Source organism: Pseudomonas sp. Irchel 3A18 (assembly GCF_900187465.1).
GTDB classification, from domain to species: Bacteria; Pseudomonadota; Gammaproteobacteria; order Pseudomonadales; family Pseudomonadaceae; genus Aquipseudomonas; species Aquipseudomonas cichorii.
The window spans coordinates 462,421-486,328 of the sequence record NZ_FYDI01000004.1; the positions used below are offsets into that span (position 1 = coordinate 462,421).

26 protein-coding genes are annotated in these 23,908 nt (G+C 57.8%); 14 read left to right on the top strand and 12 right to left on the bottom strand.

Features of this window, described 5'->3' with window-relative positions:
- Nucleotides 1-105 precede the first annotated feature (105 nt).
- On the top strand, nt 106-570 hold the full coding sequence (locus CKW23_RS10505; protein ID WP_095067532.1) for a CopD family protein: 465 nt from the start codon (nt 106-108) through the stop codon (nt 568-570).
- A 68-nt stretch (nt 571-638) separates the two neighbouring features.
- Here the strand turns inward: CKW23_RS10505 and CKW23_RS10510 are convergent, their stop codons facing one another.
- The 8 genes from CKW23_RS10510 to CKW23_RS10545 form a co-directional block, all read right to left on the bottom strand.
- On the bottom strand, nt 639-1,397 hold the full coding sequence (locus CKW23_RS10510) for a hypothetical protein (protein WP_095067533.1): 759 nt from the start codon (nt 1,395-1,397) through the stop codon (nt 639-641).
- A complete protein-coding gene (locus CKW23_RS10515) occupies nt 1,390-1,665 on the bottom strand; it encodes a DUF1145 domain-containing protein (RefSeq protein ID WP_095067534.1) in 276 nt (91 codons plus the stop codon). The genes CKW23_RS10510 and CKW23_RS10515 overlap by 8 nt, the downstream gene beginning before the upstream one ends.
- Before the next feature lie 125 nt (nt 1,666-1,790).
- On the bottom strand, nt 1,791-2,738 hold the full coding sequence (locus CKW23_RS10520; protein WP_095067535.1) for a DMT family transporter: 948 nt from the start codon (nt 2,736-2,738) through the stop codon (nt 1,791-1,793).
- A gap of 27 nt (nt 2,739-2,765) precedes the next feature.
- Nucleotides 2,766-3,863 carry an arginine deiminase family protein gene (locus CKW23_RS10525; RefSeq protein WP_095067536.1) on the bottom strand — a complete coding sequence of 366 codons (1,098 nt, stop codon included), beginning with the start codon at nt 3,861-3,863 and terminating at the stop codon, nt 2,766-2,768.
- Nucleotides 3,863-5,044, bottom strand: a complete 1,182-nt coding sequence (locus CKW23_RS10530) for an acetyl-CoA carboxylase biotin carboxylase subunit family protein (protein WP_095067537.1) — start codon at nt 5,042-5,044, stop codon at nt 3,863-3,865. Before CKW23_RS10530 ends, CKW23_RS10525 begins: the two co-directional genes overlap by 1 nt.
- Nucleotides 5,041-6,252: an ATP-grasp domain-containing protein gene (locus tag CKW23_RS10535; RefSeq protein ID WP_095067538.1), complete on the bottom strand. Its 1,212-nt coding sequence runs from the start codon at nt 6,250-6,252 to the stop codon at nt 5,041-5,043. The genes CKW23_RS10530 and CKW23_RS10535 overlap by 4 nt, the downstream gene beginning before the upstream one ends.
- A 14-nt stretch (nt 6,253-6,266) precedes the next feature.
- Nucleotides 6,267-7,154, bottom strand: a complete 888-nt coding sequence (locus CKW23_RS10540; protein WP_095067539.1) for an FAD-binding oxidoreductase — start codon at nt 7,152-7,154, stop codon at nt 6,267-6,269.
- 24 nt (nt 7,155-7,178) lie between these two features.
- On the bottom strand, nt 7,179-7,856 hold the full coding sequence (locus tag CKW23_RS10545) for a hypothetical protein (RefSeq protein ID WP_025261467.1): 678 nt from the start codon (nt 7,854-7,856) through the stop codon (nt 7,179-7,181).
- A 727-nt stretch (nt 7,857-8,583) separates the two neighbouring features.
- On the opposite strand from CKW23_RS10545, the gene CKW23_RS10550 reads away from it, so the two are divergent.
- Both CKW23_RS10550 and CKW23_RS10555 read left to right on the top strand, forming a co-directional pair.
- Nucleotides 8,584-9,081, top strand: coding sequence for a DUF6231 family protein (locus CKW23_RS10550; RefSeq protein ID WP_025261468.1), 498 nt, complete (start codon nt 8,584-8,586; stop codon nt 9,079-9,081).
- 3 nt (nt 9,082-9,084) lie between these two features.
- Nucleotides 9,085-9,558, top strand: a complete 474-nt coding sequence (locus tag CKW23_RS10555) for a YchJ family protein (RefSeq protein ID WP_025261469.1) — start codon at nt 9,085-9,087, stop codon at nt 9,556-9,558.
- Nucleotides 9,559-9,632: 74 nt separating this feature from the next.
- Here CKW23_RS10555 and CKW23_RS10560 read toward each other — a convergent pair whose 3' ends face one another.
- A complete protein-coding gene (locus CKW23_RS10560; RefSeq protein WP_025261470.1) occupies nt 9,633-10,151 on the bottom strand; it encodes a hypothetical protein in 519 nt (172 codons plus the stop codon).
- A gap of 101 nt (nt 10,152-10,252) precedes the next feature.
- Here CKW23_RS10560 and CKW23_RS10565 point away from each other — a divergent pair, with 101 nt between their 5' ends.
- The 9 genes from CKW23_RS10565 to CKW23_RS10605 all read left to right on the top strand — a co-directional run bounded on the left by CKW23_RS10565 (nt 10,253) and on the right by CKW23_RS10605 (nt 18,913).
- Entirely contained in the window at nt 10,253-10,750 is a 498-nt protein-coding gene (locus tag CKW23_RS10565; protein ID WP_025261471.1) for an LEA type 2 family protein, read from the top strand.
- A gap of 62 nt (nt 10,751-10,812) precedes the next feature.
- Nucleotides 10,813-11,013 carry an SEC-C metal-binding domain-containing protein gene (locus CKW23_RS10570; RefSeq protein WP_074568806.1) on the top strand — a complete coding sequence of 67 codons (201 nt, stop codon included), beginning with the start codon at nt 10,813-10,815 and terminating at the stop codon, nt 11,011-11,013.
- 108 nt (nt 11,014-11,121) lie between these two features.
- The gene (locus CKW23_RS10575; protein ID WP_025261473.1) at nt 11,122-11,766 is read left to right on the top strand and encodes a glutathione binding-like protein; all 645 of its coding nucleotides are present in this window, start codon (nt 11,122-11,124) and stop codon (nt 11,764-11,766) included.
- Between the two features lie 158 nt (nt 11,767-11,924).
- Nucleotides 11,925-14,402, top strand: a complete 2,478-nt coding sequence (locus CKW23_RS10580) for a penicillin acylase family protein (RefSeq protein WP_025261474.1) — start codon at nt 11,925-11,927, stop codon at nt 14,400-14,402.
- Between the two features lie 298 nt (nt 14,403-14,700).
- Nucleotides 14,701-15,483 carry a transporter substrate-binding domain-containing protein gene (locus CKW23_RS10585; protein WP_025261475.1) on the top strand — a complete coding sequence of 261 codons (783 nt, stop codon included), beginning with the start codon at nt 14,701-14,703 and terminating at the stop codon, nt 15,481-15,483.
- An 86-nt stretch (nt 15,484-15,569) separates the two neighbouring features.
- Nucleotides 15,570-16,298 (top strand): ABC transporter permease, encoded by a 729-nt coding sequence (locus CKW23_RS10590; RefSeq protein ID WP_025261476.1) that lies wholly within the window; start codon nt 15,570-15,572, stop codon nt 16,296-16,298.
- Nucleotides 16,295-17,005: an ABC transporter permease gene (locus tag CKW23_RS10595; protein ID WP_025261477.1), complete on the top strand. Its 711-nt coding sequence runs from the start codon at nt 16,295-16,297 to the stop codon at nt 17,003-17,005. Before CKW23_RS10590 ends, CKW23_RS10595 begins: the two co-directional genes overlap by 4 nt.
- 15 nt (nt 17,006-17,020) lie before the next feature.
- A complete protein-coding gene (locus CKW23_RS10600) occupies nt 17,021-18,139 on the top strand; it encodes a succinylglutamate desuccinylase/aspartoacylase family protein (protein ID WP_025261478.1) in 1,119 nt (372 codons plus the stop codon).
- Nucleotides 18,140-18,148: 9 nt separating this feature from the next.
- A complete protein-coding gene (locus CKW23_RS10605; protein ID WP_025261479.1) occupies nt 18,149-18,913 on the top strand; it encodes an ABC transporter ATP-binding protein in 765 nt (254 codons plus the stop codon).
- Between the two features lie 45 nt (nt 18,914-18,958).
- On the opposite strand, the gene CKW23_RS10610 is transcribed toward CKW23_RS10605, so the two are convergent.
- A complete protein-coding gene (locus CKW23_RS10610) occupies nt 18,959-19,174 on the bottom strand; it encodes a hypothetical protein (RefSeq protein ID WP_038400001.1) in 216 nt (71 codons plus the stop codon).
- 113 nt (nt 19,175-19,287) lie between these two features.
- Nucleotides 19,288-19,854, bottom strand: a complete 567-nt coding sequence (gene dcd, locus CKW23_RS10615) for a dCTP deaminase (RefSeq protein WP_025261480.1) — start codon at nt 19,852-19,854, stop codon at nt 19,288-19,290.
- Between the two features lie 316 nt (nt 19,855-20,170).
- On the opposite strand from dcd, the gene CKW23_RS10620 reads away from it, so the two are divergent.
- The gene (locus CKW23_RS10620) at nt 20,171-20,380 is read left to right on the top strand and encodes a cold-shock protein (protein WP_002554837.1); all 210 of its coding nucleotides are present in this window, start codon (nt 20,171-20,173) and stop codon (nt 20,378-20,380) included.
- 123 nt (nt 20,381-20,503) lie between these two features.
- On the opposite strand, the gene apbC is transcribed toward CKW23_RS10620, so the two are convergent.
- Complete coding sequence (gene apbC, locus CKW23_RS10625; RefSeq protein WP_025261481.1) at nt 20,504-21,598, bottom strand: iron-sulfur cluster carrier protein ApbC; 1,095 nt, start codon at nt 21,596-21,598, stop codon at nt 20,504-20,506.
- Between the two features lie 160 nt (nt 21,599-21,758).
- Here apbC and metG point away from each other — a divergent pair, with 160 nt between their 5' ends.
- Entirely contained in the window at nt 21,759-23,801 is a 2,043-nt protein-coding gene (metG, locus tag CKW23_RS10630) for a methionine--tRNA ligase (protein WP_095067540.1), read from the top strand.
- The last annotated feature ends 107 nt before the right edge of the window (nt 23,802-23,908 follow it).

Below are 23,908 nucleotides of genomic sequence, written 5' to 3' on the forward strand. Positions count from 1 at the left end.
TCTCGGGTTCGGCGGCACGACAAAAAAGGCTGGATAAATTTTCAGTGGTTCTGAGTGGGCGCTATCATACCGCGCTAAATCCATCCGCGCAGAACGGAGTACCTGATGACCGCTTTCGCCCCTGTCTACACACTGCATGTTCTGGCCGCTCTGGTCTGGGTTGGCGGGATGTTTTTCGCCTGGATGGTCCTGCGACCGGCCGTCGGTTCGGCACTGGAAGGTCCGTTGCGCCTGAAATTGTGGCTCCAGGTGTTTCCTCGGTTTTTCGCCTGGGTCTGGGCCGCCATCGTGGTATTGCCCATCACCGGCGTCGGCATGATCCAGCTGAACTTCACCAGTTTCGAGACAGCCCCACGCTACGTGCAGGTCATGATGGGATTGTATGTGGTGATGGTCGCCCTGTTTCTGCGTATCCAGTCGTTACAGCTACCGGAGTTGCAGCGCGCCGTAGAGGCAGGGCAATGGGCCGAGGGTGCTGCGGCACTGGGCAGGATCAGGCGTCTGGTGGGCATCAACCTGATTGTGGGCCTGACCGTGGTTGCGATTGCAGCGGCACGGCCGACTTTCTGAAGAGAAAAATCTGTCCGTAATATCAGCCAGGCCCGACACAAACTTGCACAGGGCCTGACGAGGTTACGTCACAGACGCTGCAGATTCAGTGTTCCGGCAGGTCCTGCGGCACCTGGCTGACCCGTTTGACCGGGTTTGCCCGGCTTGCCGCCATCGGCTCGATAAACGATGCAGCCCTTGGATTCTCCGCCCTTGCCCGGCTTGCCACCCTCGCCGCCCGGACCTGGGGCTCCGCCTTCGACATTGACCTTAATCCGCTCGGCAGCAAAGCTTTGTGGCAACTCAAGGCGAACCTGCGCACCGGCTGCGCCGTCACGGCCACTGCCGCCATTGTCACCGTCATAACCACGGCTTGCCTGTCCCCAGACACAACCCGGCGCCTGACCATTGCCACCATCGAGTCCGGCATAGCCTCGCGCACCAGCGCCGCCACGAGCATCGACGGTCAGTTGCTCGGCGTTCAGGCTTTGCAGGCGCAGGATCAGATTGCGCCCCGGCAAGGCCGTTTTTTCAAAGGTGCCCGGCGCACCACGGGCCATGATCTCGCTGCCGGTACCCAGTTCGCCATGGTTCACCACGAGGCTGAACGTCTGCGAGCCAGGCACGATGGCGATACGCGCTTCATGCCCCAGTACCAGCTCCCCCACCTTGACCTCGGTAATATTCGAGGGAATCAGCAAGGTGCCGTAATCCGCCACTTCCAGACGCTCGACCTGCAAGACATTGTTGTTACCCGGCAGGCGCATCAGGGAATGCGACTCGACACTGATGGTCTGCGCCAGGACCAGCGGGCTGAACAGGGCTGTCAGCAGAAGAAGGTTACGCATGAGAGGACTCCGCTGGACGACGACCGATGGCCTGGACATGAAAGATACCGAAAATGAGGATTTTCCCTCGATCACGCCAAGGATGCTTGCGACCGCGCAGGCGGCCGTTGAACATGACCAACTCCAGCAAATGGGCCAACAGCACCAGCGCACCTGCGATGCTGATCATGGTGCCGAACGGACTGGGGGCCTCGATGACCGAATTGACCATCACCACCAGCCAGAACCCCAGCGTCAACAACTTGCCCAGCCCCCAAAACAGCTTCATCGTCCGCTCCCATGCTCATGATGCTTTTTAGCTGCCGCACAGTAGACGTCCTGCACACCAAATATGCCAGCGGTGTGTTGAAAAAAGACCGGGCAACAACTGCATAGGAGCCAGGACTTTCAGTTTCAGGCCTGGCTGCTGGCCTTGCCCTCGATGACAGGCTGAACCACCGGTGCCGGGCGCTTGTACCACCAGACGCCCAGCAGCACAGCGGCGACGCCTAACCATTGCAGCGCTGCCAGCTTTTCATCGAAAAAGAAGAAGCCGATCAGAATCGCGACCACCGGACGAGCCAGCGCCGAGACGGACGCCAGCACGACATCCACATGGCGCAGTGCATAGGCCATCAACCCGTGCCCCAGCAGTTGGCTGATCAGGGCCAGCAGCGCAATCACCATCCAGCCATAAAGGGTGTCCGGCAGAATCTGCTGACTGGTGAGCAGGGCCACCGGCAACAGCAGCAAGGCACAGGTGAAGCTGTTCCAAATAATGATCTTGCGGGACGAGAAGCAGTCGCGCAGGGATTTGATCAGGATCAGATAGATCGCATAGAACAACGCCGAATTGAGGGCCAACAGGTCGCCGGTGACGCCCTGGCTGGAGAATGTCAGGCTGGCGCTGCCATCAAACACCAATAGGCAGGCTCCCGCGATACTCAGGGCCAGCGCCAATACCTGAGAGGTGCCGATTTTTTCCTTGAGAAACAGAAAGGACAAAATCGCCACGAAGACCGGCGACAGGTTCATCAGGATCGAGGTATTGGCCATACTGGTCAGTTTCACGGCCCAGTGGTTGGACAGCAGATCAATGCACGACACAACGCCCGACAGCAGCAACAATGCCAGCATGGTTCTGCGACTGCGACCCGGCGCGAGGTTTTCCACCTCCGGGCTTTTGCCGGGCGGCAAAGCGGTAAACGCATAGGCCATGCCGCCTGCGATGAACATACGCAGCATCAGTGTCGAAGTGGCATCCACCTCGCTGAGTTTGACGAATGCAATCGCCGACGCCACACCGATGGTGCTGACGATCAGTGCCAGAACGGGCAGAACAGACTTATTACCCACCGTCATGACGGGTCCTCGAAGTTATACAAGCAGTTATATGAGTTGGGTGGCGCAATGAATGCCGCCAAATTGCTTCTGGTGTTCGGCGAAAGAGACCCGATGGACCTCATAGCCACGTGCCGACAACCGATCCAGCAGAACCGAGGGCGCGTTGTGATCGATCCAGACATGCTTGCCCAGAGAGAACGCATTGGCGCACCAGGCCGACATCATCGACTCGTCCAGCAATACCGGCTCAAGATCCGCAACCTCCGCGGCCTGACGCAACGTCAGGTTCTCTTGCTCAAGCTGCCATCCCGAAGACGTGCGGCGATAGACGCTGACCCGTGAGCGATCGATGGCGTCCGCCCTTCTCGCGTCGATCAGCAAGTCACCGCGCAACAGGGCTACATAGTGGTCGAGGTGAAACTGTTCGGGGTTGTGCCAGCCATCCTCGACCGCCAGCACGACATCGCTCTTGAGCAGGTCAGACTCCAGCAAGAAGTGCAGCGTCTCGACCTGAGTCCGAAAGCCGGTGTTGATCACCGACACACGCTCGTTCTCCTGATAGTCACCGCCTTCGAGCACATGATCGAGTTCCATAAGGGAATAGCCATGGGCAGCAACGACCTTTTTCACCACCTCGACTTCACGGGCCCGGTCCTGGCGTTTCAGGCGCCCGAAAACCGGCTGGCCGCCGACATTCATGAAATGGTCACGCGGGAACAGCAACCCGTACAACGGATGAATCTCATACGTTTCGTAAGTGGCGTCAGGGCTGATCCGGCCAAGTTCATCATCGTAATGCAGCCGAAGCTTCGGCTGGTTGATGATGATTTGCGCCAGCTCCTGGCGGCTGCTGCGCGTCAATTGCTGGCGGGCAATACGCTGGCGTTCCAGTGGAACGTCGTCGGCAAAACGCAGCGCATTACCGGCCAGTTGCCGCATCTCTTCCAGCGGGACCTGCGCGCCCTCTTCGTTGAACAACGCGTCGGACAGAAAAGCCGTCGGGATACCTGCCGCATTGAACGATGCGTCCAGCACCAGCACATCGGCATCGGCCTGGCGCAGCGAGTAAGGCTGCTGCGCCTCCATGAATACCGACATGGCCACGGGTTGTGCAATGGAGGGAAGTTGCAGGAGAACCTTCATCAGCCAGCTTCCTGCAGCGAGCCGGCACGGATGGAAGTCTGCAGGACATCCATGCAGTACAGGATGGCCTCTTCCACCTCAGCCTGAGTTTCGCCCACAAAATGCAGTCGGGCCGGGATTTCTTCGTAGCTGAACTCGCTGGACTCGCCCTTGCGCTGAACACTGCTATAGGCCAGCAACGGGTGGGACAGCTGCATCTTCGAGTCGAAGGCAAAGCCCGTAGTGAAAGGATTGGGCATCATCAGAAAACCGGTGATCCGGGTTTTGACAGGCGGGACAGGGTCCTTGAGTGCGGCACGGGTCCACAGCTCATACAGGTCGATGCCCTCGCTGCGCATGGCGACAAACGGAATCTCGCCACCGCCGACCCGGCCACCAATCTCCAGAAACACCAGTTCGCCGCGCCGCTCGATAAGCTCCAGATGGATGGCCTGGTCCTTGAGGTTCAGCCGAACACAGACTTCCCTGGTAAAAGCCTTCACCGCCTCGATGAACCGGGAATCATCCACGGCCACCGAGCCCAGCGGCTGGCCGTTGCGGAAATCCAGGCAGGTGTTCAGGTATTTCGACACCTTGAAGTAAGGCGTACTGCCACCTGCCAGAATGGCGTCGACATGATAGATATCGCCTTCTATGTACTCTTCAACTTCATAGCCGGTGAAATCCAGCAGGTCAGGAATATCGGTCAGTCGATCGATCTTCACGACACCATCGGAGGCCGCGCCAACCTGGGGTTTGAGGATGACCGGGTAACCGTGCTCGTGGCAGAACACCTCGACGTCCTGACGCGACAACACATTCCGGTATTGCGGATACCGTACCGCCGAGCCCTTCAACGCCTCTTTCATGCTGGCCTTGTTCCGGCACAGCAGGTTGTCAGCGATTTTCGCACCACTGATATTCAGCTCGGTACGCACCAGTGCAGCGGCATCCAGATCGTATTCCGAGAAAGCGATGACAAAATCGATGGCGTGCAGACTATGAATGGCCTGCGCTTCCTGCAGAATCACGTCGGCATCCAGTGCGCCGAGTTCAACCACTTTGAAACTGACCTTCGGATCGATCAGCCCCGCACGCCCCGCCAGGGAAATATAGGAAACGTCGACCTGAGCGTGATCAATGTATTTGCGGTAATCGGAAAGCTCGTCATCGTAGCGGTTAATGATCAGAACATGCTTCATACGATTGCTACCTCGTTATGTACCCGCCCGACCAGGCTTCTGACCGCATCCTCATCCGCGCCACCGAACATCACGTAGCCAACCCGGGAGGTCCAGTCCTGATCCGAGCCCAGCGCATCGCCGGTACTGAAGTAGATCTGATGCGAGAGGTAATACGGACTGTCGATAAGCTCACCGAGGCCGTGCAGCCGGGTAAATTCGCTTTTCTCGCCGCGGGGAATGAAGGCGATGGCACTGACACCGCTCGTCTGTGGTACGACAGGTTTATCGATGCTCAGGTATTCACAGAGCGTTTCGAGGGCCAGATCGATTCCGCTGGCCCGCTTGATCAGCTCGACAATGCTGTCGCCCGGAAGACGAGCCGCCAGTTCGACCGCGACTGGCTGGCCTTCAGGCGTAACCCGCAGCTCAAGATGGAAAGGGCCGACGTTCAGGCTGATGGCATCCAGCACCGCCAGCGCATAGTCGGTCAGGGTGCTGCGAAACGCTTCATCGTAGCCCTGGCCGACAATGTGGCCGATCTCGACAAAATAAGGCTCCGAGCCAAGCAGTTTTTCGGTGATGGAAGCGATGGTGACCGTGCCGTCCTTACGCACTACACCTTCGATGCTGTACTCGTTGCCGGGAATGTACTCTTCGACAATCAGGCGTCCACTGGCGGTAAAGCCCGTGTCATTCGGCAGCGACTCACGAAAGGCATTGACGGCCTCGACCAGCTCTTGCTGGTTATAAAGCTTGCGTACCCCGATGCTCCCGGCCATGTCCACCGGCTTGACCACTGCCGGAAAACTGAAACCTGCGGGCACTGTCACCGGATCATCGGTACTGAGCAGAAAAAAGCCGATATCGCTGAGCCCCTTTTCGGTCAGGCAACTGCGAAAGTTGAACTTGTTGCGCACCTGCTGCACGGCGTTCTCGCTCAGATGCGTCTTGCCTTGCGCGGCACCCAGGCTGGCAGCCATCGCGACGGCATATTCCACCCCGGGAAGAATGGCGCTGACAGTGCCCAGTTCATTGATTGCCGCCATCTGCGCGTCGAAATCGCCCGTGTCGATCCGGATGACCTGGCGAATCTTGTCGTGCTGCTCGGGACCAAGCTCCTGCTCGCCCCCGTCGACGGAAAAGACATATACATCAACGCCCAGTTGCTGCGCTGCATTGAGATAGTTGATGCCGGATGAAACAGGATCGATGACAACTATGGACATTGTTCAGTCTCCGACTATCCAAAACTTTCGAGTTCACATAAGGGAAGGTTCTTGAGCTTGCCGATTACCAGATCCGACCCGACACCCACTGTCAGCGCATCCACTGCCAAGTGTTCGCCAATATCGAAATTCGCACAGGTCCAGTCAGGAAAAGGAATGTTGACGACATTGACCTTGCATTCGACGGAACTGCGAAACCTTTCAATACAGCCTGAGTGGTAGACGGAAAGACTGGTGCGATTGACGGCATAGACTTCAACTTCACCGATATTGTGTTTCAGCACCAACTCCTGCGCACGACTCAACGCTGCTCCCATGCCGCTGCCACCGCTGACAATATTCAAGCGGCTCATGACATCTCCATAATCAGGCAAAGAAGGACTGACGATGGAGTATTCCAGCCGGTCGCCAACGGATAACGTTGCAAACAGACTTGAGAACAGTCCGCCGGGGCGCAACTTCACATGAAACGTGATGCTGTCATACGCTTTCTTGCCGAGTATGACAACGGAATAATTACGCACCGCTGAAGTACCGGGATGCTTCAACGTCACGACGGATTTGGCGTTATAAAAAACCCGTTTGACCTCCAGGACGACTTCCATGACCTGTTCGGACAAATACGTTTTACTTTTGAGCCTGGCGGCATGAAAGCTGCTGATCGCGGGGACAATATCAATATCCGTTTCTGCCCTGCTTATACAGGGCAGAAATTCGCTTTGTACTGCAACTTCCACACCGTCTTCCAGAACGCGGCCTGACACCAATCGGCATCGACACACTCTGCACACACCTTTAAGGCAACCTTTTACGAGCGTTCCGGAAGGGATTGCATCAATAAGAGGCTGCCTGCTGTCGGCGGTGTAGGTCTGCTCTCCAACGCGGACACTATAAGTTGCCATTACACCGGCCTTCAGTGATGTGTATTAAAGCGTTGAAGCACGCAGAGCCTGGAAGTATTCGCCCACCATCGGGATGAACGCCTTGATATGGACAACGGCCTTGTCCAGATCCTTTTCATCCTTGATGACCGAGGCCAGCATGTTGTTCATCATGCCGCTGTGGTCTTCCGCCTCGTCGAACGCGACGTGAGAGGCTGCGCCACTCACCGCTGGCTGGCCCATGCTGGCGCTGGCTTTCTGGGTGATGAACGAGCTGTATTTATCGCCGTAGTACTCCAGGAACCAGTCCCAGGTGATCGCCGGCAGCGGGCCGAACTTGCTGACGCACAGGTTCAGGTAGCCCATCAGTTTCCAGGTTTCCGGAAAGGCAAACTCGGCCTGGACATCGGATTTGGAATAACCGTAGGTGATGAGATCCTGACCGAACATTTCATCATGCCCAAACTCATCGTACAGATAGTAGGAGAGTTGTTTGGCAGCCGAGATATTGTCGACGGCGGCAACCTGGACAGCACGGGCATCCAGTTCGTTGTTCATGTGAATGCGGATCACGCACTCCAGGATGTGACGCTTGTAGTAATGCTCATTGAACCAGTCCCCCTGGTGGAACTCGCCCATGATGTTGTCTTTCTTGAATTCTGCATCCAGGCAGGCATCAACGGTGGACTCAAGCTTTTTCAATATCACATCAGTGGAAATCATCGGTTATACCTCTCCATTATGGTCATCAGATATCAATGACTTTATTATTTCAGCGAGATGCTGATCCCTATCACATGCCACTACAGCGTAAAAAATAACCCCTTTCACAAATGGCTGGAAAAATAGCCTGTGACGCTCTCGACAAAAGAGCAGGCAAGACTACTATTACAAAGCCATCATTTAATAAACCCGTCCAGGGGAGCGGCAGTATTAGCGCAGTCGATTTCAAATTCAAGACCTGATACCGAATTAACTTTTTACTCCCTGCTATCGAAATCCTGCAGACATACCCGATAAATATCCAGGAAATCATCCTGAACTTTCTTACTCTTCGGACAGCAGAAAACATGACGACATCGCTGAAGCAGCGGTCATATAAATGAATTCACGAATTCAGCGTCCGACGCACTGAACCTGCGCGTGTTCAGCCCAACGTTATTTGCACACTGTCAGTACACAAGAAGCGCAGACTATTGCAGGTAATGCCGCACAGAAGTGCTCGGGGGCCATGTTTTCGATTTTCTGCTTCCATGCACAACATTCCATTGGATCCAATTCTCGCCAGCATCCTAATACCCCCAATAAACGTCTGCAAGCAACTTTCTGATCTATGCAACAAACAAAGGGTTTGGTTACCGACCGGCGTATTGCTCAAAAGCCGGGGTCGTGATCGCTTTCCAGAGTCCGCCCGGCAGGCTAGTCTTGCAAGTCAACCAGAGGACTTTCGATGACCGTCGGCTATTCCACCCGCACCCCGCAGCAAGCCCTGGCCGCCCTGCTCGACCGCTACGCTCCCGAGCGCCTGCTGCTGGTCGGAGCGCAGGAGTTTCCTGCGCTGCACGCCTTCCGAGAAGCACACCCTCAGACCGAGGTGGCGCAGGCGGCTCCCGGTAACCTGCCGGCGGAACTGGCTGCACAACGTTTCGACCTGGCCCTGGTGGTCGATTGCCTGGAGCACATTCCCAAGCGCACCGGCCTTGAGTTGCTGGGCGGCATCCGCAACCTGAATGCCAGCCGCATCGCGGTACTGGCCGACCTGCAAGCCTGTGGCTGGCAGGAAACCGACTTCTTTTCACTGGCCCTGCAATCGAGCGAACGCTTCGTGCGTGACGAGCAGGTCCTGACCCTGTTCACCTACGACTTGCGCGAATACAAGCAGGTCCCCGACTGGCTGAACTCGAAATTCTGGGCCAACCCGGAAAACTTCGGCAAATACTGGTGGTGATTCATGATTAGCGCTATTTGTCCCTGCGGCAGCGGGGATCTGTTGTTGGCCTGCTGCGGTCACTTTCATGCGGGACAACCTGCACCTTGCGCCGAGAAGCTGATGCGCTCGCGCTATAGCGCTTATGTGCTGGGCCTGATCGATTATCTGGTCGACACCACGCTCCCCGCACAAAGAAGCGGACTGGATCGTCAATCCATCGCTCAATGGAGTGCGCAAAGCACCTGGCTGGGACTTGAGGTGGAAAGTTCGGAAGTGTTTGGCGGCAAGCCCGAGCACGCCTTCGTCACTTTCACGGCTCGCTGGCATGACGGCAGCGGTGAGCACAGTCACCGCGAGCGCTCTTCATTTGTGCAGAACCAGGGCCGCTGGTATTTCATCGACCCCACCGCCCCGCTCAAGGCCGGCCGCAATGACGCCTGCCCTTGCGGGAGTGAACAGAAGTTCAAGAAGTGTTGTGCGAGTTACATTGGCTGAGTCTGGAGTCGTTGTCTTCGCGAATGAAGTCGCGCCTACGCAGGCTTGTGTAGAAGCGAATTCACCGCCTCCCTTTAGGGCGCGAGCTTCAGGTGTGAAATATCGGGATTGAGCGCTTTCACGGTCGGTTTTGCCTGCCCCATATCGCTGCCGGCCGGGGCCAGGCTCAAGGCGGAAAGGTCCAGCGCCGGTGCCGACTGCTCAGGCTTGGGGTCCTGCATGTCACTGCCGACTGCGGCCATCGACAAATCAGGAGCATCGACGTCCACGAAAGCCGCCATGTACAGGTCCCGAGGCTTGACCTGCAAACGCCCGTTGCCCGACTCGGCAGGCGGCGGTGCCAGCTCCACTTCTTCGGCCGGCAGGTTCATGTCCAGCACTTCGACCAACGCACCCGCACGCTCCAGTGTCGCGCGGTATTTCTCGGCGGCCTCGGCATCAAGGTTGCTTTTCAACACCAGCCGACGCCCGGAAAACAGCAACGCCAGGCGCTGCTCATCGGCCTGAAACAGTTTGCCCAGATTAGCCTGTACCCTTTCAGGCTGGGCACCGGGAACCAACTGGCCGCAAAAGACAATTTCATAGAAGTTCATGCACTGGCACTCATACTGCTTGTGACAGGAGTATGGCGCAGCCTCGGCAGCCCCAACAAGCTAGCCAGTTGCTAAACTCAGCGTACATACGGAGCACCACCATGTTCATCCGGGCAACCATTACAAGAACGATAAGCCTTGCGCTGCTGCTACTGGGGCTGAGCGGTTGCTCGACATGGAGCAGCCTCACCTCCTTTCAGGACCCTGATGTCCATCTGCTCAGAGTCCAGGTCGTCAAGGCCAGGCTGACGCAGCAGGATTTCAACCTGCACTTTGTCGTCGACAACCCCAACGACTCACGCATCTTGGTTCGCGGCTTTCGCTACAAGGTCATGCTCAACGATGTGCTGCTGGCAGACGACAGGTCCAATGACTGGTTTTTTGTCCCCGCCAACAGCCAGAAGACATTCGTGGTGCCGGTCAGGACCAACCTCTGGCGACACGTGAAGTACATCGCCGAACTGATGAAAAACCCCGACGAGAAGGTTCGTTACCGGCTTGAAGGCAGGCTCAAGACAGGAATCATCTTGCGCCACAGCACCACAATCGAACGCAGCGAAACGGTAAACCTCCGGGAACTGCTGCTCAAGAATCGCTAAAGGTATTGCTGCACGCGCATTTGCGAGATAATGCGCGCCGATTCGATTACGGAGTACCCCCGATGAACCAGCAAGCCCATGTCCATGGCCCTGATTGCAACCACGATCATGACCATCACGATCACCAGCACGGCCATGTTCACGGCCCGAACTGCGGCCACGCTCACCAGGAGCCGGCGCGCAATGCCCTGAAGGACGTTGGCCGCAACGATCCTTGCCCATGCGGCAGCGACAAGAAATTCAAGAAGTGCCACGGCGCGTGAAGCGCTGAGCATTTTGCCAACGGCCTGCCTTGCAGGCCGTTTTCATTTGTATGGAGAGTTCAAGGGAGAGTAAAACAGTCGGTCTTGATCAATCACATGGAGCCTTCAATGATCGACCTTCATTACTGGACCACTCCCAATGGTCACAAGATCACCCTGTTCCTTGAAGAAACGGGCCTGCCTTACAAGATCTTCCCGGTGAACATTGGCAAGGACGAGCAGTTCGAGCCTGGCTTCCTGAAAATCGCGCCCAACAATCGTATTCCGGCCATTGTCGATCACGAACCAACCGATGGCGGTGAGCCTCTGAGCCTGTTCGAGTCCGGCGCAATCCTGCTGTATCTGGCGGACAAGACCGGCAAATTCATCTCTCAGGATTTCCGTGGCCGTCAGGAAACCCTGCAATGGCTGTTCTGGCAGATGGGTGGCCTTGGGCCGATGGCAGGCCAGAATCACCACTTCAACCGCTTCGCCAAGGAAAAGATTCCTTATGCGATCAAACGCTATGTGGATGAAACCGCCCGTCTGTACGGCGTACTGAACAAGCGTCTGGCCGACCGTGACTTTGTGGCTGGCAGCGAGTACAGCATTGCAGACATGGCGATCTATCCATGGATCGTGCCGCATACCTTTCAGCAGCAGAACCTGGATGACTTCCCTCACCTCAAGCGCTGGTTCGAAACCATTGCCGGGCGTGAGGCTACCCAAAGGGCGTATGCGCTGGTCGAGCAGATCAATCCACAGAAGCCTTGATGATGCTCTTCGCGAATGAATTCGCTCCTGGCCGGCTGGGGGTGGATTCATTTGCTTTGTAAAATCCTGAAATAAACTCCCCTTCCCGTCTTGCGTGGCGCCTGTCCGCTCTCTAACGTAGCGACCTTTACATACGCCACCCCCGCGGGAGTTTCGCCATGGCCTCGCCAGCCCCTTCATTTTTCCTGAGCCGATTCAGTGCAGCCGCCATTGCGGCGAGTTTCCTGAGCCTTGCGGGCTGCCAGTTGGGCGGTGGTGACAACGAGACATTGCTGCCCGCCTCCGGAGTATTCCCGGTCAAGGGGCTGGCACAGAACGTATCGGTACGCCGCAACAATCTGGGCATGCCCCTGATAGAAAGCAGCACATACCACGACGCGCTGTTCACGCTGGGCTATGTACATGCCGCTGACCGCATCACGCAAATGGTCGGCATGCGCCTGCTGGCGCAAGGGCGTCTGGCGGAAATGGCCGGGGCCGATGCTCTGGAAGTCGACCGCCTGATGCGCTCGGCCAGGCTCAAGCAACGCGCCAGCGAGCTTTACAACGCATCATCGCCGCGCCTCAAACGCTTTTTCGAGGTCTATGCACGGGGCGTCAACGCCTACCTGTTCCGCTATCGCGACAAGTTGCCAGAGGACCTGGCCAGCTCCGGCTATCGCCCGGAATACTGGCAGCCCGAAGACTCGGCGCTGATCTTCAGTCTGCTGAGCTTCAATCTGTCGGTGAACCTGCAGGAAGAACTCTCGGCGCTGGTGCTGGCACAGAAAGTCGGCAGCGACAAACTGGCCTGGCTGCTGCCGACCTATCCCGACGAAGCGCTGCCCTTCTCGGAAGCCGACAAGCTCAAGGGCCTGAGCCTCAACAATCAGGTGCCTGAGTTGAACGACCTGACCAGGGTCGCACTGCAGCTTTCCGATCTAAACATGCTGGGCGCAGCCGCCGCCAGCAACTGGGCCATCGCGCCGCAGCGCAGCCGTAATGGCAAAAGCCTGCTGGCCAGCGAAATGCAACTGCCTGCCGGGATCACCTCGGCCTGGAGTTTCGTGCAGTTGCGCGCACCGAAGTATCAGGCGTCTGGCGCCTCGATTGCCGGCCTGCCGCTGGTATTGAGCGGCTTCAACGGCAAGCTGGCCTGGAGCCTGAGCAACGTCAAGGGCGACAATCAGGACCTGTTCCTGGAAAAGCTCAAGCGCGAAAACAATCGCCTGTTCTATATGGCTGACGGCAAATGGCAGCCCGCTATCGCCTACGAAGAAACCTTCCTGGCCAAAGGTGGCCGTCCGCTGCGTGAAACCGTGTATGCCACGCGCCACGGTGTACTGCTCAACGCCAGCGCCACCCCGCTGGGCAACGGCCTGGGCCTGGCCCTGCAAACCCCGGACTTCAAGGACGACAAGAGCCTCGATGCCTTTTTCGACCTGTCCCGTGCGCCCAACGTAGAGAAAGCTTTCGACACAACCCGCGAGATTCGTGCAATCACACTGAACATGGTGTTCGCAGATGCCTCGAATATCGGCTGGCAAGTCACCGGCCGCTACCCGAACCGTCGTGAAGGTCAGGGCCTGCTGCCTTCTCCGGGCTGGGACGGCACGTTCGACTGGGACGGTTTTGCCGACTCGATGCTGCACCCTTACGATCAGGACCCGCGTCAGGGCTGGATAGCGACCGCCAATCAGCGCACAGTGCCCAAAGGCTACGGCATGCAGTTGTCCAATTCATGGGGTTACCCGGAGCGGGCCGAGCGCATTGCCGAGCTGGCCAACAGCGGCAAGCAGGACACCCGCAGCACCATCGCCATGCAATACGACCAGGCCACGACTTTTGCCGCCAAGCTCAAGAACATGTTTGAAGCGCCAGGCATGACCAAACCGCTCAAGCAGGCCATCGACGCTCTGCCCGAAGCCGAGCGGGCCAAGGCTCGGGAAGCCTACAGCCGCCTGATGGCCTTCGACGGCAAGCTCACCCCGAACTCCGCCGATGCAGCACTGTATGAGCTGTTTCTGCAGGAAAGCGCCAAGCTGACCTTCCTCGATGAGCTGGGTCCGGAAAGCAGCCTGGTCTGGCAAGCCCTGAGCGCCAACGCCAGCTCGTCCTACTCGCCACAGGCCGATCATTTGCTGGGCCGTGAAGACAGTCCTTTCTGGGACGACCTCAAAACCCCGCAAAAAGAAGATAAGCCCGCCATTCTGGCTCGCAGTCTGGCAGCCGCCATCACCGCTGGCGACAGCCTGCTGGGCACAGACCACAAGGCCTGGCAATGGGGCAAGCTGCATCGCGAGAACTGGACGGCACAAACCAGCCCTCTGGCCAAAGCCTTGGGTGGCAACCACTTCAATCGCAGCGCCAGCGCAACAGGTGGGGATCACAGCACCATCAATGTTTCGGGCTATGAGTGGGGCAAGGGCTTGGATACTCACGCGACGCCTGCCTTGCGCATGATCGTCGACTTCAGTCAGGCAGAGCCCATGATGGGCCTGATCAGCACCGGCCAGTCGGACAACCCGGCCAGCCCGCACTACGCCAACAGCATCGAGCCGTGGATCAAGGCGCAGTACCAGACGATTCCGCTGCAACAGTCCAACTATGAAAAAGGCTATGGCAAACAGCGCCTGACCCTGACGCCCGGCAAGTAACCCTCACAAGGCACCAAAATGGAGCGGCGCGCGCGTGACGCCCCATTTTGGACAGCCCTCTTGAACAACAATCATCCCTGTCGTCCAGACCATACACAGCACGTCCAATCCAGCGGCTTCTGCGTGCGCAGGCCGAAACACCGATGATGGCAAGCTAATGCAGCATTGCGACAACTGTTTATATTTAAAACGCACGTTCGTCTCTTTGGTTCGGAAATTGCTACTTCTTGCCCGTCTGGCATCCGCCGGTAGCAAGCCTGGCGTGTTCTCTACGCTCAATCTGGTTAAGGACTGAATAATGAAAAAAGCATGGCTGACCCTTTCCGCACTGGCTCTGTGCCTGGCCGCTGGTAGTTCCATGGCCAAGGAATACAAGGAGCTGCGTTTTGGCGTCGATCCTTCCTACGCTCCTTTCGAGTCGAAAGCCGCTGACGGCAGCCTGCAAGGCTTCGATATCGACCTGGGCAATGCGATCTGTAAAGAACTGAACGTGACCTGCAAATGGGTCGAAAGCGATTTCGACGGCATGATTCCAGGCCTCAAGGCCAAGAAATTCGACGGTGTCATCTCTTCGATGACCGTTACCCCGGCCCGCGAGAAAGTCATCGACTTCTCCAACGAGCTGTTCTCCGGTCCGACCTCGCTGGTGTTCAAAAAGGGTGCAGGCTTCACCGCTGACCCGGCCAGCCTGAAAGGCAAAACCGTCGGCTACGAGCAAGGCACCATCCAGGAAGCTTACGCCAAGGCCGTTCTGGACAAGGCAGGCGTCAGCACCAAGGCCTACGCCAACCAGGATCAGGTTTACGCTGACCTGACTTCCGGTCGTCTGGATGCTTCCATCCAGGACATGCTGCAAGCCGAACTGGGCTTCCTGAAATCTCCGGCAGGCGCCGGTTATGAAGTCAGCGAGCCCGTAGACAGCCCTCTGCTGCCATCCAAGACCGCCATCGGTATCGCAAAAGGTAACAAAGAGCTCAAGGCTCTCCTGGATAAAGGTATCAAAGCGTTACACGATGACGGCACCTACGCCGAAATCCAGAAGAAACACTTTGGCGACCTGAATCTGTACAGCGGTAAATAACACCCCCAACGCCCATCGATTTCGGCGATGATCCGCCGCCGCACTCGATGGGCGTTTTTGTTTATTGCCCGCTCAAGGCTTGATCCATGCTCGATGCATTAATACAAAACCTGGGACTCTCGGCATTCAGCTTGAAAGGCTTCGGCCCGCTGCTGCTTCAGGGCACCTGGATGACCATCAAATTATCGGTACTGTCGCTGTTTCTGAGCATCGTGCTCGGGCTGATCGGCGCCAGTGCCAAACTGTCCAGCTCGGCACTGCTGCGTGTGCCAGCACAGATCTACACCACCCTGATCCGCGGCGTGCCGGACCTGGTGCTGATGCTGCTGATTTTCTACAGCCTGCAAACCTGGCTCACCAGTTTCACCGACGCCATGGAATGGGAATACATCGAAATCAATCCTTTCGGCGCAGGGGTCATCACCCTGGGCTTCATCTATGGCGCCTATTTCACGGAAACCTTCCGCGGCGCCATTCTGTCGGTGCCACGTGGTCAGGTCGAAGCCGCCATCGCCTACGGCCTCAAGCGCGGCCAGCGTTTTCGTTATGTCGTGTTCCCGCAGATGATGCGCTACGCGCTGCCGGGCATCGGCAATAACTGGCAGGTGCTGCTCAAGGCCACCGCGCTGGTGTCGATCATCGGTCTGGCCGATCTGGTGAAGGCTTCCCAGGACGCCGGTAAAAGCACCTATCAACTGTTCTACTTCCTGGTGCTGGCGGCCTTGATCTATCTGGTGATCACCAGCGCCTCGAACCTTGCCTTGCGTTGGGCCGAACGGCATTACGCCGCCGGCAGCCGGGAGGCAAAACGATGATCGAATTGCTTCAGGAATACTGGAAAGCCTTCCTTTATACAGACGGCGTCAACATTACCGGCCTGGCCATGACCATGTGGCTGCTCAGCGCCTCCATTGCCATCGGCTTCTGCCTGTCCATTCCATTGTCCATCGCCCGCGTTTCGGACAAGCGCTGGGTACGCTGGCCGGTGCAGTTCTACACCTACCTGTTTCGCGGTACGCCGCTCTATATACAGTTGCTGATCTGCTACACCGGCATCTACAGCATCGCGGCGGTTCGTGAGCAACCACTGCTGGATGACTTCTTTCGCGATGCGATGAATTGCACCATCCTGGCGTTCACCCTCAATACCTGCGCCTACACCACCGAGATTTTTGCAGGTGCCATACGCAACATGGCCCACGGTGAAGTCGAAGCCGCCAAGGCCTACGGCCTGAGCGGCTGGAAGCTCTATGCCTACGTGATCATGCCCTCGGCGTTGCGTCGCTCGCTGCCTTACTACAGCAACGAAGTGATCCTGATGCTGCACTCGACCACCGTCGCTTTCACGGCCACGGTGCCGGACATTCTCAAGGTCGCACGCGATGCCAACTCGGCAACCTTCATGACCTTCCAGTCCTTCGGGATCGCGGCAATCATGTACCTGACCGTCACTTTCATTCTGGTCGGACTGTTTCGTCTTGCCGAACGTCGCTGGCTGGCCTTCCTCGGCCCGGCTCACTAGACAGGACGACAACGCATGGATCATCGGACCCACGATTTGCTGTCGCCGGTGCCTGGCACTGCGCGGCAAGTCCACAGTTTTCATTACGGCCCGCAAGACGGCACCTGCAAGATCTACATCCAGGCCTCACTGCATGCCGACGAATTGCCCGGCATGCTGGTGGCCTGGTACCTGAAGCAGCGCCTCACCGAGCTGGAAAATGCCGGGCGCTTGCGTGGGGAAATCATTGTCGTCCCGGTTGCCAACCCCATCGGCCTAGAACAGATCCTGATGGATACCCCGCTGGGTCGTTACGAGCTGGAAAGCGGGCAGAATTTCAATCGCTGGTTCACCGAACTTGGCGAACAGATCGGCGATGCAATCGAAAACCAGCTCACCGGTGACGCGCATCACAACCTGACGCTGATCCGCGACAACCTGCGCCTGGCGCTGGATGCCCAGATCGCCACGACGCAGTTGCAGTCCCTGCGACTGACGCTGCAAAAACTGGCCTGCAAGGCCGACATGGTGCTGGACCTGCATTGCGATTTCGAGTCGGTAGAGCATCTCTACACCACGCCCGAGGCATGGTCGAAAGTCGAGCCGCTGTCGCGCTATCTGGGCGCACAGGCAAGCCTGTTGGCCACTGATTCGGGCGGGCAATCGTTCGATGAATGTTTCACGCTGGTCTGGTGGCAATTGCAGCAACGCTTTGGGGAGCGCTTCCCGATCCACATGGGCAGCTTCTCGGTGACCCTGGAGCTGCGCGGCCAGGGTGATGTCAATCACGCCCTGGGCAGCCGCGACTGCCAGGCGATCATCAATTACCTGATCGATTTCGGCGCCATCGAAGGCCAGGCACCCGAGCAACCTGAATTGCTCTACCCCGCCACGCCACTGGCAGCGGTCGAACCGGTTTTCACCCCGGTGGGTGGTCTTCTGGTGTTCTGCGCCATGCCCGGCGAATACATCGAAGCCGGGCAACTGATCGCCGAAGTCATCGACCCGATCAGCGATGCCGTCACCTCCATTCACGCACAGAATGCCGGTCTGCTGTATGCCCGCTCGTTACGACGCATGGCAACGGCAGGCATGGTCATCGCTCATGTCGCTGGCACTCAGGCCTATCGCAGCGGCTATCTACTTTCTCCTTGAGGACCTGACATGTACAAACTGACCATCGATGGCCTGCATAAAAGCTATGGCGACAACGAGGTACTCAAAGGTGTTTCGCTCAAGGCTCAAAGCGGCGACGTGATCTGCCTGATCGGCGCCAGCGGTTCGGGCAAGAGCACCTTCCTGCGCTGCATCAACTTTCTGGAGCAGCCCAACGATGGCGCCATGAGCCTGGATGGCCAACAGGTCCGCATGGTCAGCGACAAGGACGGCATGCGAGTCGCCGACGCCGACGAGTTGCAACGCATCCGCACACGGCTGGCCATGGTGTTCCAGCATTTCAACCTGTGGGCCCACATGACCGTGCTGGAGAACATCACCATGGCACCGCGCCGGGTGCTGGGCGTGCCAAAAGCCGAAGCCGAACAACGCGCCCGCAAGTACCTGGAAAAGGTCGGCCTGCCCGAGCGTGTCGCCGATCAGTACCCGGCTTTTCTGTCAGGTGGCCAGCAGCAGCGCGTGGCCATTGCCCGCGCCTTGGCGATGGAGCCGGAGATCATGCTGTTCGACGAGCCCACGTCTGCACTCGACCCGGAACTGGTCGGTGAAGTGCTCAAGGTGATTCAGGGTCTTGCCGAGGAAGGCCGGACCATGATTCTGGTCACCCATGAAATGGGCTTCGCCCGCAAGGTCGCCACGCAAGTGGTGTTCCTGCACAAGGGGCAGATAGAAGAATCAGGTCATCCGGACGAAGTCCTCAACAACCCCAAGAGCGAACGCCTGCAGCAGTTCCTGAGCGGGAACCTGAAGTAAGGGGAAAGCGCCAGAGCACACTGGCGCTGTTCGACCAGAAGGCATTCAGGCGACAGGAACGGGCGGAGGCTCGTCTGGTAGCGTCGGCTCACCTGGCTCAGGTGGCTGAGGAGGAAACGGTGTGTCCGGGCCCGGATCGCCCGGGATACCGCCACCCACCATATTGAATTGCGAATCAGCCATCAGCGACCAGGCAAGCAGCCCGATCTCGTTGAGCTGAGGAGGCCTTTCCCGGCCAGAGGGTTTGAAATCTGTCGTCATAGGGCACTCCCGATCATCTTCCCCCCCACACGCTATGTATGAGGGGGTCATGTCAGGAAATAGAGTGCATAAACAGGCAGAAATTCAATTGCCCGGATGTCGCCCCCCAAAAATCAGGTGCGTGGCAGGGTCACGCCACGCTGGCCCTGATACTTGCCGCCGCGGTCCTTGTAAGAAACCTCACATTCCTCATCGGACTCCAGGAACAGCATCTGCGCCACGCCTTCGTTGGCGTAGATCTTGGCCGGCAGCGTGGTGGTGTTGGAGAATTCCAGGGTCACGTGACCTTCCCATTCCGGCTCCAGCGGCGTGACGTTGACGATGATGCCACAGCGCGCATAGGTGCTCTTGCCCAGGCAGATGGTCAGGACATTACGCGGGATGCGGAAGTATTCGACGGTGCGGGCCAGCGCAAAGGAGTTGGGCGGGATGATGCACACATCGCTCTTGATATCGACGAAGCTTTTTTCATCGAAGTTTTTCGGATCGACGGTCGCCGAGTTGATATTGGTGAAAACCTTGAATTCATCTGCACAGCGTACGTCGTAACCGTAGCTGGAGACGCCAAAGGAAATCAGACGGTCGGCGCCTTCGCCACGCATCTGGCGCTCGACGAAGGGCTCGATCATGCCTTGCTCTTGCGCCATGCGGCGAATCCACTTGTCCGATTTGATGCTCATGGCGATGTCCTGAATAGCGAGGTGAAAAAAGATGTCCGCATCTTACCGGGCCAAGGCGTCCGGTTCAAAGCCAACAGATCCAGAGTTTACGGCTCCCGTACCTGTACCGGCCGTGAATAGAAATAATCCTCATAAGACCATTGGCACGTCCCGTAAAAAGGGTTAAGGTGTGGTCACTGTGTTGCTTGTGTCACTGAGAATCTCTACACGATGTTGAATTTCGATCCAACCATGTCCGAATTTTCCAGCTCTTTGCACTCAGTCTCGGCCAGGGCTTTTCCTGAGCCGCAGTTAACTTTGTACAAGGAGATATAATATGTCCAATCGCCAAACCGGTACCGTTAAGTGGTTCAACGATGAAAAAGGCTTCGGCTTCATCACTCCACAATCCGGTGACGACCTGTTCGTACACTTCAAAGCCATCCAATCCGACGGCTTCAAAAGCCTGAAAGAAGGCCAACAGGTTTCTTTCATCGCTACCCGCGGTCAGAAAGGCATGCAAGCTGAAGAAGTTCAAGTTATCTAACTTGTACTGATTCGCTTAAAAACCCCGCCCTCAAAAGCGGGGTTTTTTAATGGCCAAAAGAAAGCTACAAGCTACAAGCTTTTGACTTGAAGCTTGCCGCTCAAAGCTTGCAGCTCTCCTCCCTCAATCATCACTGACCGAAATGGTCGGCATCGCCGGGCTTGCAGCTTCCTGCAACACGATCCGGGCGCCCACATGCCGCGCCAGTTCCTGATACACCATCGCAATCTGGCTTTCCGGTTCGGCGATCGCCGTCGGCTTGCCGCCATCGGCCTGTTCGCGGATCAGCATCGACAATGGCAACGAGGCCAGCAGTTCGACGTCATATTGCGAGGCCAGCTTTTCACCGCCGCCCTCACCGAACAGATGTTCGGCATGTCCGCAGTTCGAGCAGATATGCACCGCCATGTTTTCCACGACGCCCAATACCGGAATATTGACCTTGCGGAACATCTCGACGCCTTTCTTCGCATCCAGCAAAGCCAGGTCCTGAGGTGTGGTGACAATCACGGAGCCGGCAACCGGCACTTTCTGCGCCAGGGTCAGCTGGATGTCGCCAGTGCCGGGCGGCATGTCGATGACCAGATAGTCCAGATCATTCCAGGCCGTCTGGGTGACCAGTTGCAGCAAGGCACCGGACACCATCGGACCGCGCCAGACCATCGGTGTGTTGTCATCGGTCAGGAAAGCCATGGACATGACTTCGACACCATGCGCCTCGATGGGCACGAACCACTTCTGGTCCTTGATGCGCGGCCGCGTGCCTTCGGGAATACCGAACATCACGCCCTGGCTCGGGCCATAGATATCCGCATCCAGAATGCCGACTCGCGCCCCTTCACGTGACAGGGCCAGCGCCAGGTTGGCAGCGGTGGTGGATTTTCCGACCCCGCCCTTGCCTGAAGCCACGGCAACGATGTTCTTCACATTGGCCAGCCCCGGAATCTGCGACTGAGCCTTGTGAGGATGGATGACCGTGCTGATATCGACCTTGGCCGAGGTGACGCCATCGATGCCTTCGATTGCCGTCTGCAGCACCTGAGCCCACCCCTTGCGGAACAGTTCGGCGGCATAACCCAGCTCAAGCTGCACGCTGACTTGTGCGCCCTGGATATCGATGGATCGAACACAACCGGCGCTGACCGGATCCTGGTTCATGTAAGGGTCGGTGTATTGGCGAAGAATCGTCTCCACCGCTGCGCGATTGACTGCGCTCATGGGCTTACTCCGAAAAGAGACTGACTAAAACAGGCGGCTATCCTACCCGTTATGTGGAAGGCCGGCATGGTTTCACTGCGAGGGCCCGTTGCAAGGTGAAAAAAATCGCTCAGCCCTTTATAGTGGCCGACCTCCGTTCCAGTACAAGTAGCCGAGCCCCATGTCCGAGCCACGCAAGATTCTCGTTACCAGCGCCCTGCCCTATGCCAATGGTTCCATTCACCTTGGCCACATGCTCGAGTACATCCAGACCGACATGTGGGTGCGTTTCCAGAAGCATCGCGGCAACCAGTGCACTTACGTCTGCGCTGACGACGCCCATGGCTCGGCCATCATGCTGCGCGCAGAAAAGGAAGGCATCACCCCGGAACAACTGATCGACAACGTAAAGGCTGAACACAGCGCCGACTTTGCCGAGTTCCTGGTGGACTTCGACAACTTCCACTCGACGCACGCAGAAGAAAACCGTGAGCTGTCGAGCATGATCTACACCCGCCTGCGGGATGCCGGGCACATTGCCACGCGCTCGATCACTCAGTATTTCGACCCGGAAAAGAAAATGTTCCTGGCCGACCGTTTTATCAAGGGCACCTGTCCGAAATGCGGTACCGAGGATCAGTATGGCGACAACTGCGAAAAATGCGGCGCAACCTACGCGCCGACTGACCTGAAAGACCCGAAATCGGCGATTTCCGGCGCAACGCCTGTCCTGAAGGATTCCAAGCACTTCTTCTTCGACCTGCCAGCCTTCGAGGACATGCTCAAGAGCTGGACCCGCAGTGGCACCCTGCAGGACGCCGTCGCCAACAAGATCGCCGAATGGCTCGACAGCGGCCTGCAGCAGTGGGACATCTCCCGTGACGCGCCGTATTTCGGTTTTGAGATCCCGGACGAGCCGGGCAAATACTTCTATGTCTGGCTGGATGCGCCTATCGGCTACATCGCCAGCTTCAAGAACCTGTGCGCACGTCGCCCGGACCTGGACTTCGATGCCTACTGGGCCAAGGACTCCACCACCGAGCTGTACCACTTCATCGGCAAGGACATCGTCAACTTCCACGCCCTGTTCTGGCCAGCCATGCTCGAAGGCGCCGGCCTGCGCAAGCCGACCGGCATCAATGTCCACGGCTACCTGACCGTGAACGGGCAGAAAATGTCCAAGTCGCGTGGCACCTTCATCAAGGCGCGCACCTACCTTGAACACCTGTCGCCCGAGTATCTGCGTTACTACTACGCGGCGAAGCTGGGCCGTGGCGTCGATGACCTGGACCTGAACCTCGAAGACTTCGTGCAGAAGGTCAACTCCGACCTGATCGGCAAAGTGGTGAATATTGCCAGCCGTTGCGCAGGTTTCATTCACAAGGGCAACGGCGGCGTTCTGGTCGAGACTAATGCCGCACCGGAACTGACCGACGCTTTCCTGGCGGCTGCGCCGGGCATCGCCGAAGCCTACGAGGCTCGCGACTTCGCCCGCGCCATGCGTGAAACCATGGCTCTGGCCGACCGTGCCAACGCCTACATCGCCGACAAGGCTCCGTGGTCGCTGGCCAAACAGGAAGGCAAGCAGGATGAAGTCCAGGCCGTATGCGCCCTGGGTATCAACCTGTTCCGCCAACTGGTGATTCTGCTCAAGCCGGTTCTGCCGCGGCTGGCAGCCGACGCAGAGAAATTCCTCAACGTCGCACCGCTGACCTGGGACGATCACAAGACGCTGCTGGCCAACCACCAGCTCAATCCGTTCTCGGCGCTGATGACCCGCATCGACCCGGCCAAGGTGGAAGCCATGACTGCTGCCTCCAAAGAAGACCTGGCCGCCAGCTCTACCGATGCTGCGCCAACAGGCAATGGCGAACTGACCAAGGATCCGCTGTCGGCGGAAATCGATTTCGATACCTTCGCCGCTGTCGACCTGCGGGTTGCACTGATCCTCAAGGCCGAGCACGTGGAAGGCGCCGACAAGCTGCTGCGTCTGACTCTGGATATCGGTGACGAACAGCGCAACGTGTTCTCAGGCATCAAGAGCGCCTACCCGGACCCGAGCAAACTGGAAGGTCGCCTGACCATGATGATCGCCAACCTCAAGCCACGGAAAATGCGTTTCGGCATTTCCGAAGGCATGGTGATGGCGGCAGGCCCTGGTGGCGAAGAAATCTACCTGCTGAGCCCCGACAGCGGCGCCAAGCCAGGCCAGCGCATCAAGTGATGTGAACCAAGGCCCGATAGCCACATGTGTGCGGCTATCGGGCCTTTGTATGTCCGCCACCTTCTTGCCGGATAATGTCTACTTTTAAAAGGCTCATCAGCCTGTTC

Bases quoted from the DNA above. Each gene is read 5' to 3' on its own strand.
- CKW23_RS10585 (WP_025261475.1), top strand. From the start codon at position 14,701: ATGAAAAAAGCATGGCTGACCCTTTCCGCACTGGCTCTGTGCCTGGCC.
- metG (WP_095067540.1), top strand. From the start codon at position 21,759: ATGTCCGAGCCACGCAAGATTCTCGTTACCAGCGCCCTGCCCTATGCC.
- CKW23_RS10570 (WP_074568806.1), top strand. From the start codon at position 10,813: ATGAACCAGCAAGCCCATGTCCATGGCCCTGATTGCAACCACGATCAT.
- CKW23_RS10520 (WP_095067535.1), bottom strand. From the start codon at position 2,738: ATGACGGTGGGTAATAAGTCTGTTCTGCCCGTTCTGGCACTGATCGTC.
- CKW23_RS10620 (WP_002554837.1), top strand. From the start codon at position 20,171: ATGTCCAATCGCCAAACCGGTACCGTTAAGTGGTTCAACGATGAAAAA.
- apbC (WP_025261481.1), bottom strand. From the start codon at position 21,598: ATGAGCGCAGTCAATCGCGCAGCGGTGGAGACGATTCTTCGCCAATAC.
- CKW23_RS10560 (WP_025261470.1), bottom strand. From the start codon at position 10,151: ATGAACTTCTATGAAATTGTCTTTTGCGGCCAGTTGGTTCCCGGTGCC.
- CKW23_RS10530 (WP_095067537.1), bottom strand. From the start codon at position 5,044: ATGAAGCATGTTCTGATCATTAACCGCTACGATGACGAGCTTTCCGAT.
- CKW23_RS10575 (WP_025261473.1), top strand. From the start codon at position 11,122: ATGATCGACCTTCATTACTGGACCACTCCCAATGGTCACAAGATCACC.
- CKW23_RS10525 (WP_095067536.1), bottom strand. From the start codon at position 3,863: ATGAAGGTTCTCCTGCAACTTCCCTCCATTGCACAACCCGTGGCCATG.
- CKW23_RS10505 (WP_095067532.1), top strand. From the start codon at position 106: ATGACCGCTTTCGCCCCTGTCTACACACTGCATGTTCTGGCCGCTCTG.
- CKW23_RS10565 (WP_025261471.1), top strand. From the start codon at position 10,253: ATGTTCATCCGGGCAACCATTACAAGAACGATAAGCCTTGCGCTGCTG.
- CKW23_RS10605 (WP_025261479.1), top strand. From the start codon at position 18,149: ATGTACAAACTGACCATCGATGGCCTGCATAAAAGCTATGGCGACAAC.
- CKW23_RS10610 (WP_038400001.1), bottom strand. From the start codon at position 19,174: ATGACGACAGATTTCAAACCCTCTGGCCGGGAAAGGCCTCCTCAGCTC.
- CKW23_RS10545 (WP_025261467.1), bottom strand. From the start codon at position 7,856: ATGATTTCCACTGATGTGATATTGAAAAAGCTTGAGTCCACCGTTGAT.
- CKW23_RS10550 (WP_025261468.1), top strand. From the start codon at position 8,584: ATGACCGTCGGCTATTCCACCCGCACCCCGCAGCAAGCCCTGGCCGCC.
- CKW23_RS10600 (WP_025261478.1), top strand. From the start codon at position 17,021: ATGGATCATCGGACCCACGATTTGCTGTCGCCGGTGCCTGGCACTGCG.
- CKW23_RS10535 (WP_095067538.1), bottom strand. From the start codon at position 6,252: ATGTCCATAGTTGTCATCGATCCTGTTTCATCCGGCATCAACTATCTC.
- CKW23_RS10555 (WP_025261469.1), top strand. From the start codon at position 9,085: ATGATTAGCGCTATTTGTCCCTGCGGCAGCGGGGATCTGTTGTTGGCC.
- CKW23_RS10540 (WP_095067539.1), bottom strand. From the start codon at position 7,154: ATGGCAACTTATAGTGTCCGCGTTGGAGAGCAGACCTACACCGCCGAC.
- CKW23_RS10580 (WP_025261474.1), top strand. From the start codon at position 11,925: ATGGCCTCGCCAGCCCCTTCATTTTTCCTGAGCCGATTCAGTGCAGCC.
- CKW23_RS10515 (WP_095067534.1), bottom strand. From the start codon at position 1,665: ATGAAGCTGTTTTGGGGGCTGGGCAAGTTGTTGACGCTGGGGTTCTGG.
- CKW23_RS10590 (WP_025261476.1), top strand. From the start codon at position 15,570: ATGCTCGATGCATTAATACAAAACCTGGGACTCTCGGCATTCAGCTTG.
- CKW23_RS10510 (WP_095067533.1), bottom strand. From the start codon at position 1,397: ATGCGTAACCTTCTTCTGCTGACAGCCCTGTTCAGCCCGCTGGTCCTG.
- dcd (WP_025261480.1), bottom strand. From the start codon at position 19,854: ATGAGCATCAAATCGGACAAGTGGATTCGCCGCATGGCGCAAGAGCAA.
- CKW23_RS10595 (WP_025261477.1), top strand. From the start codon at position 16,295: ATGATCGAATTGCTTCAGGAATACTGGAAAGCCTTCCTTTATACAGAC.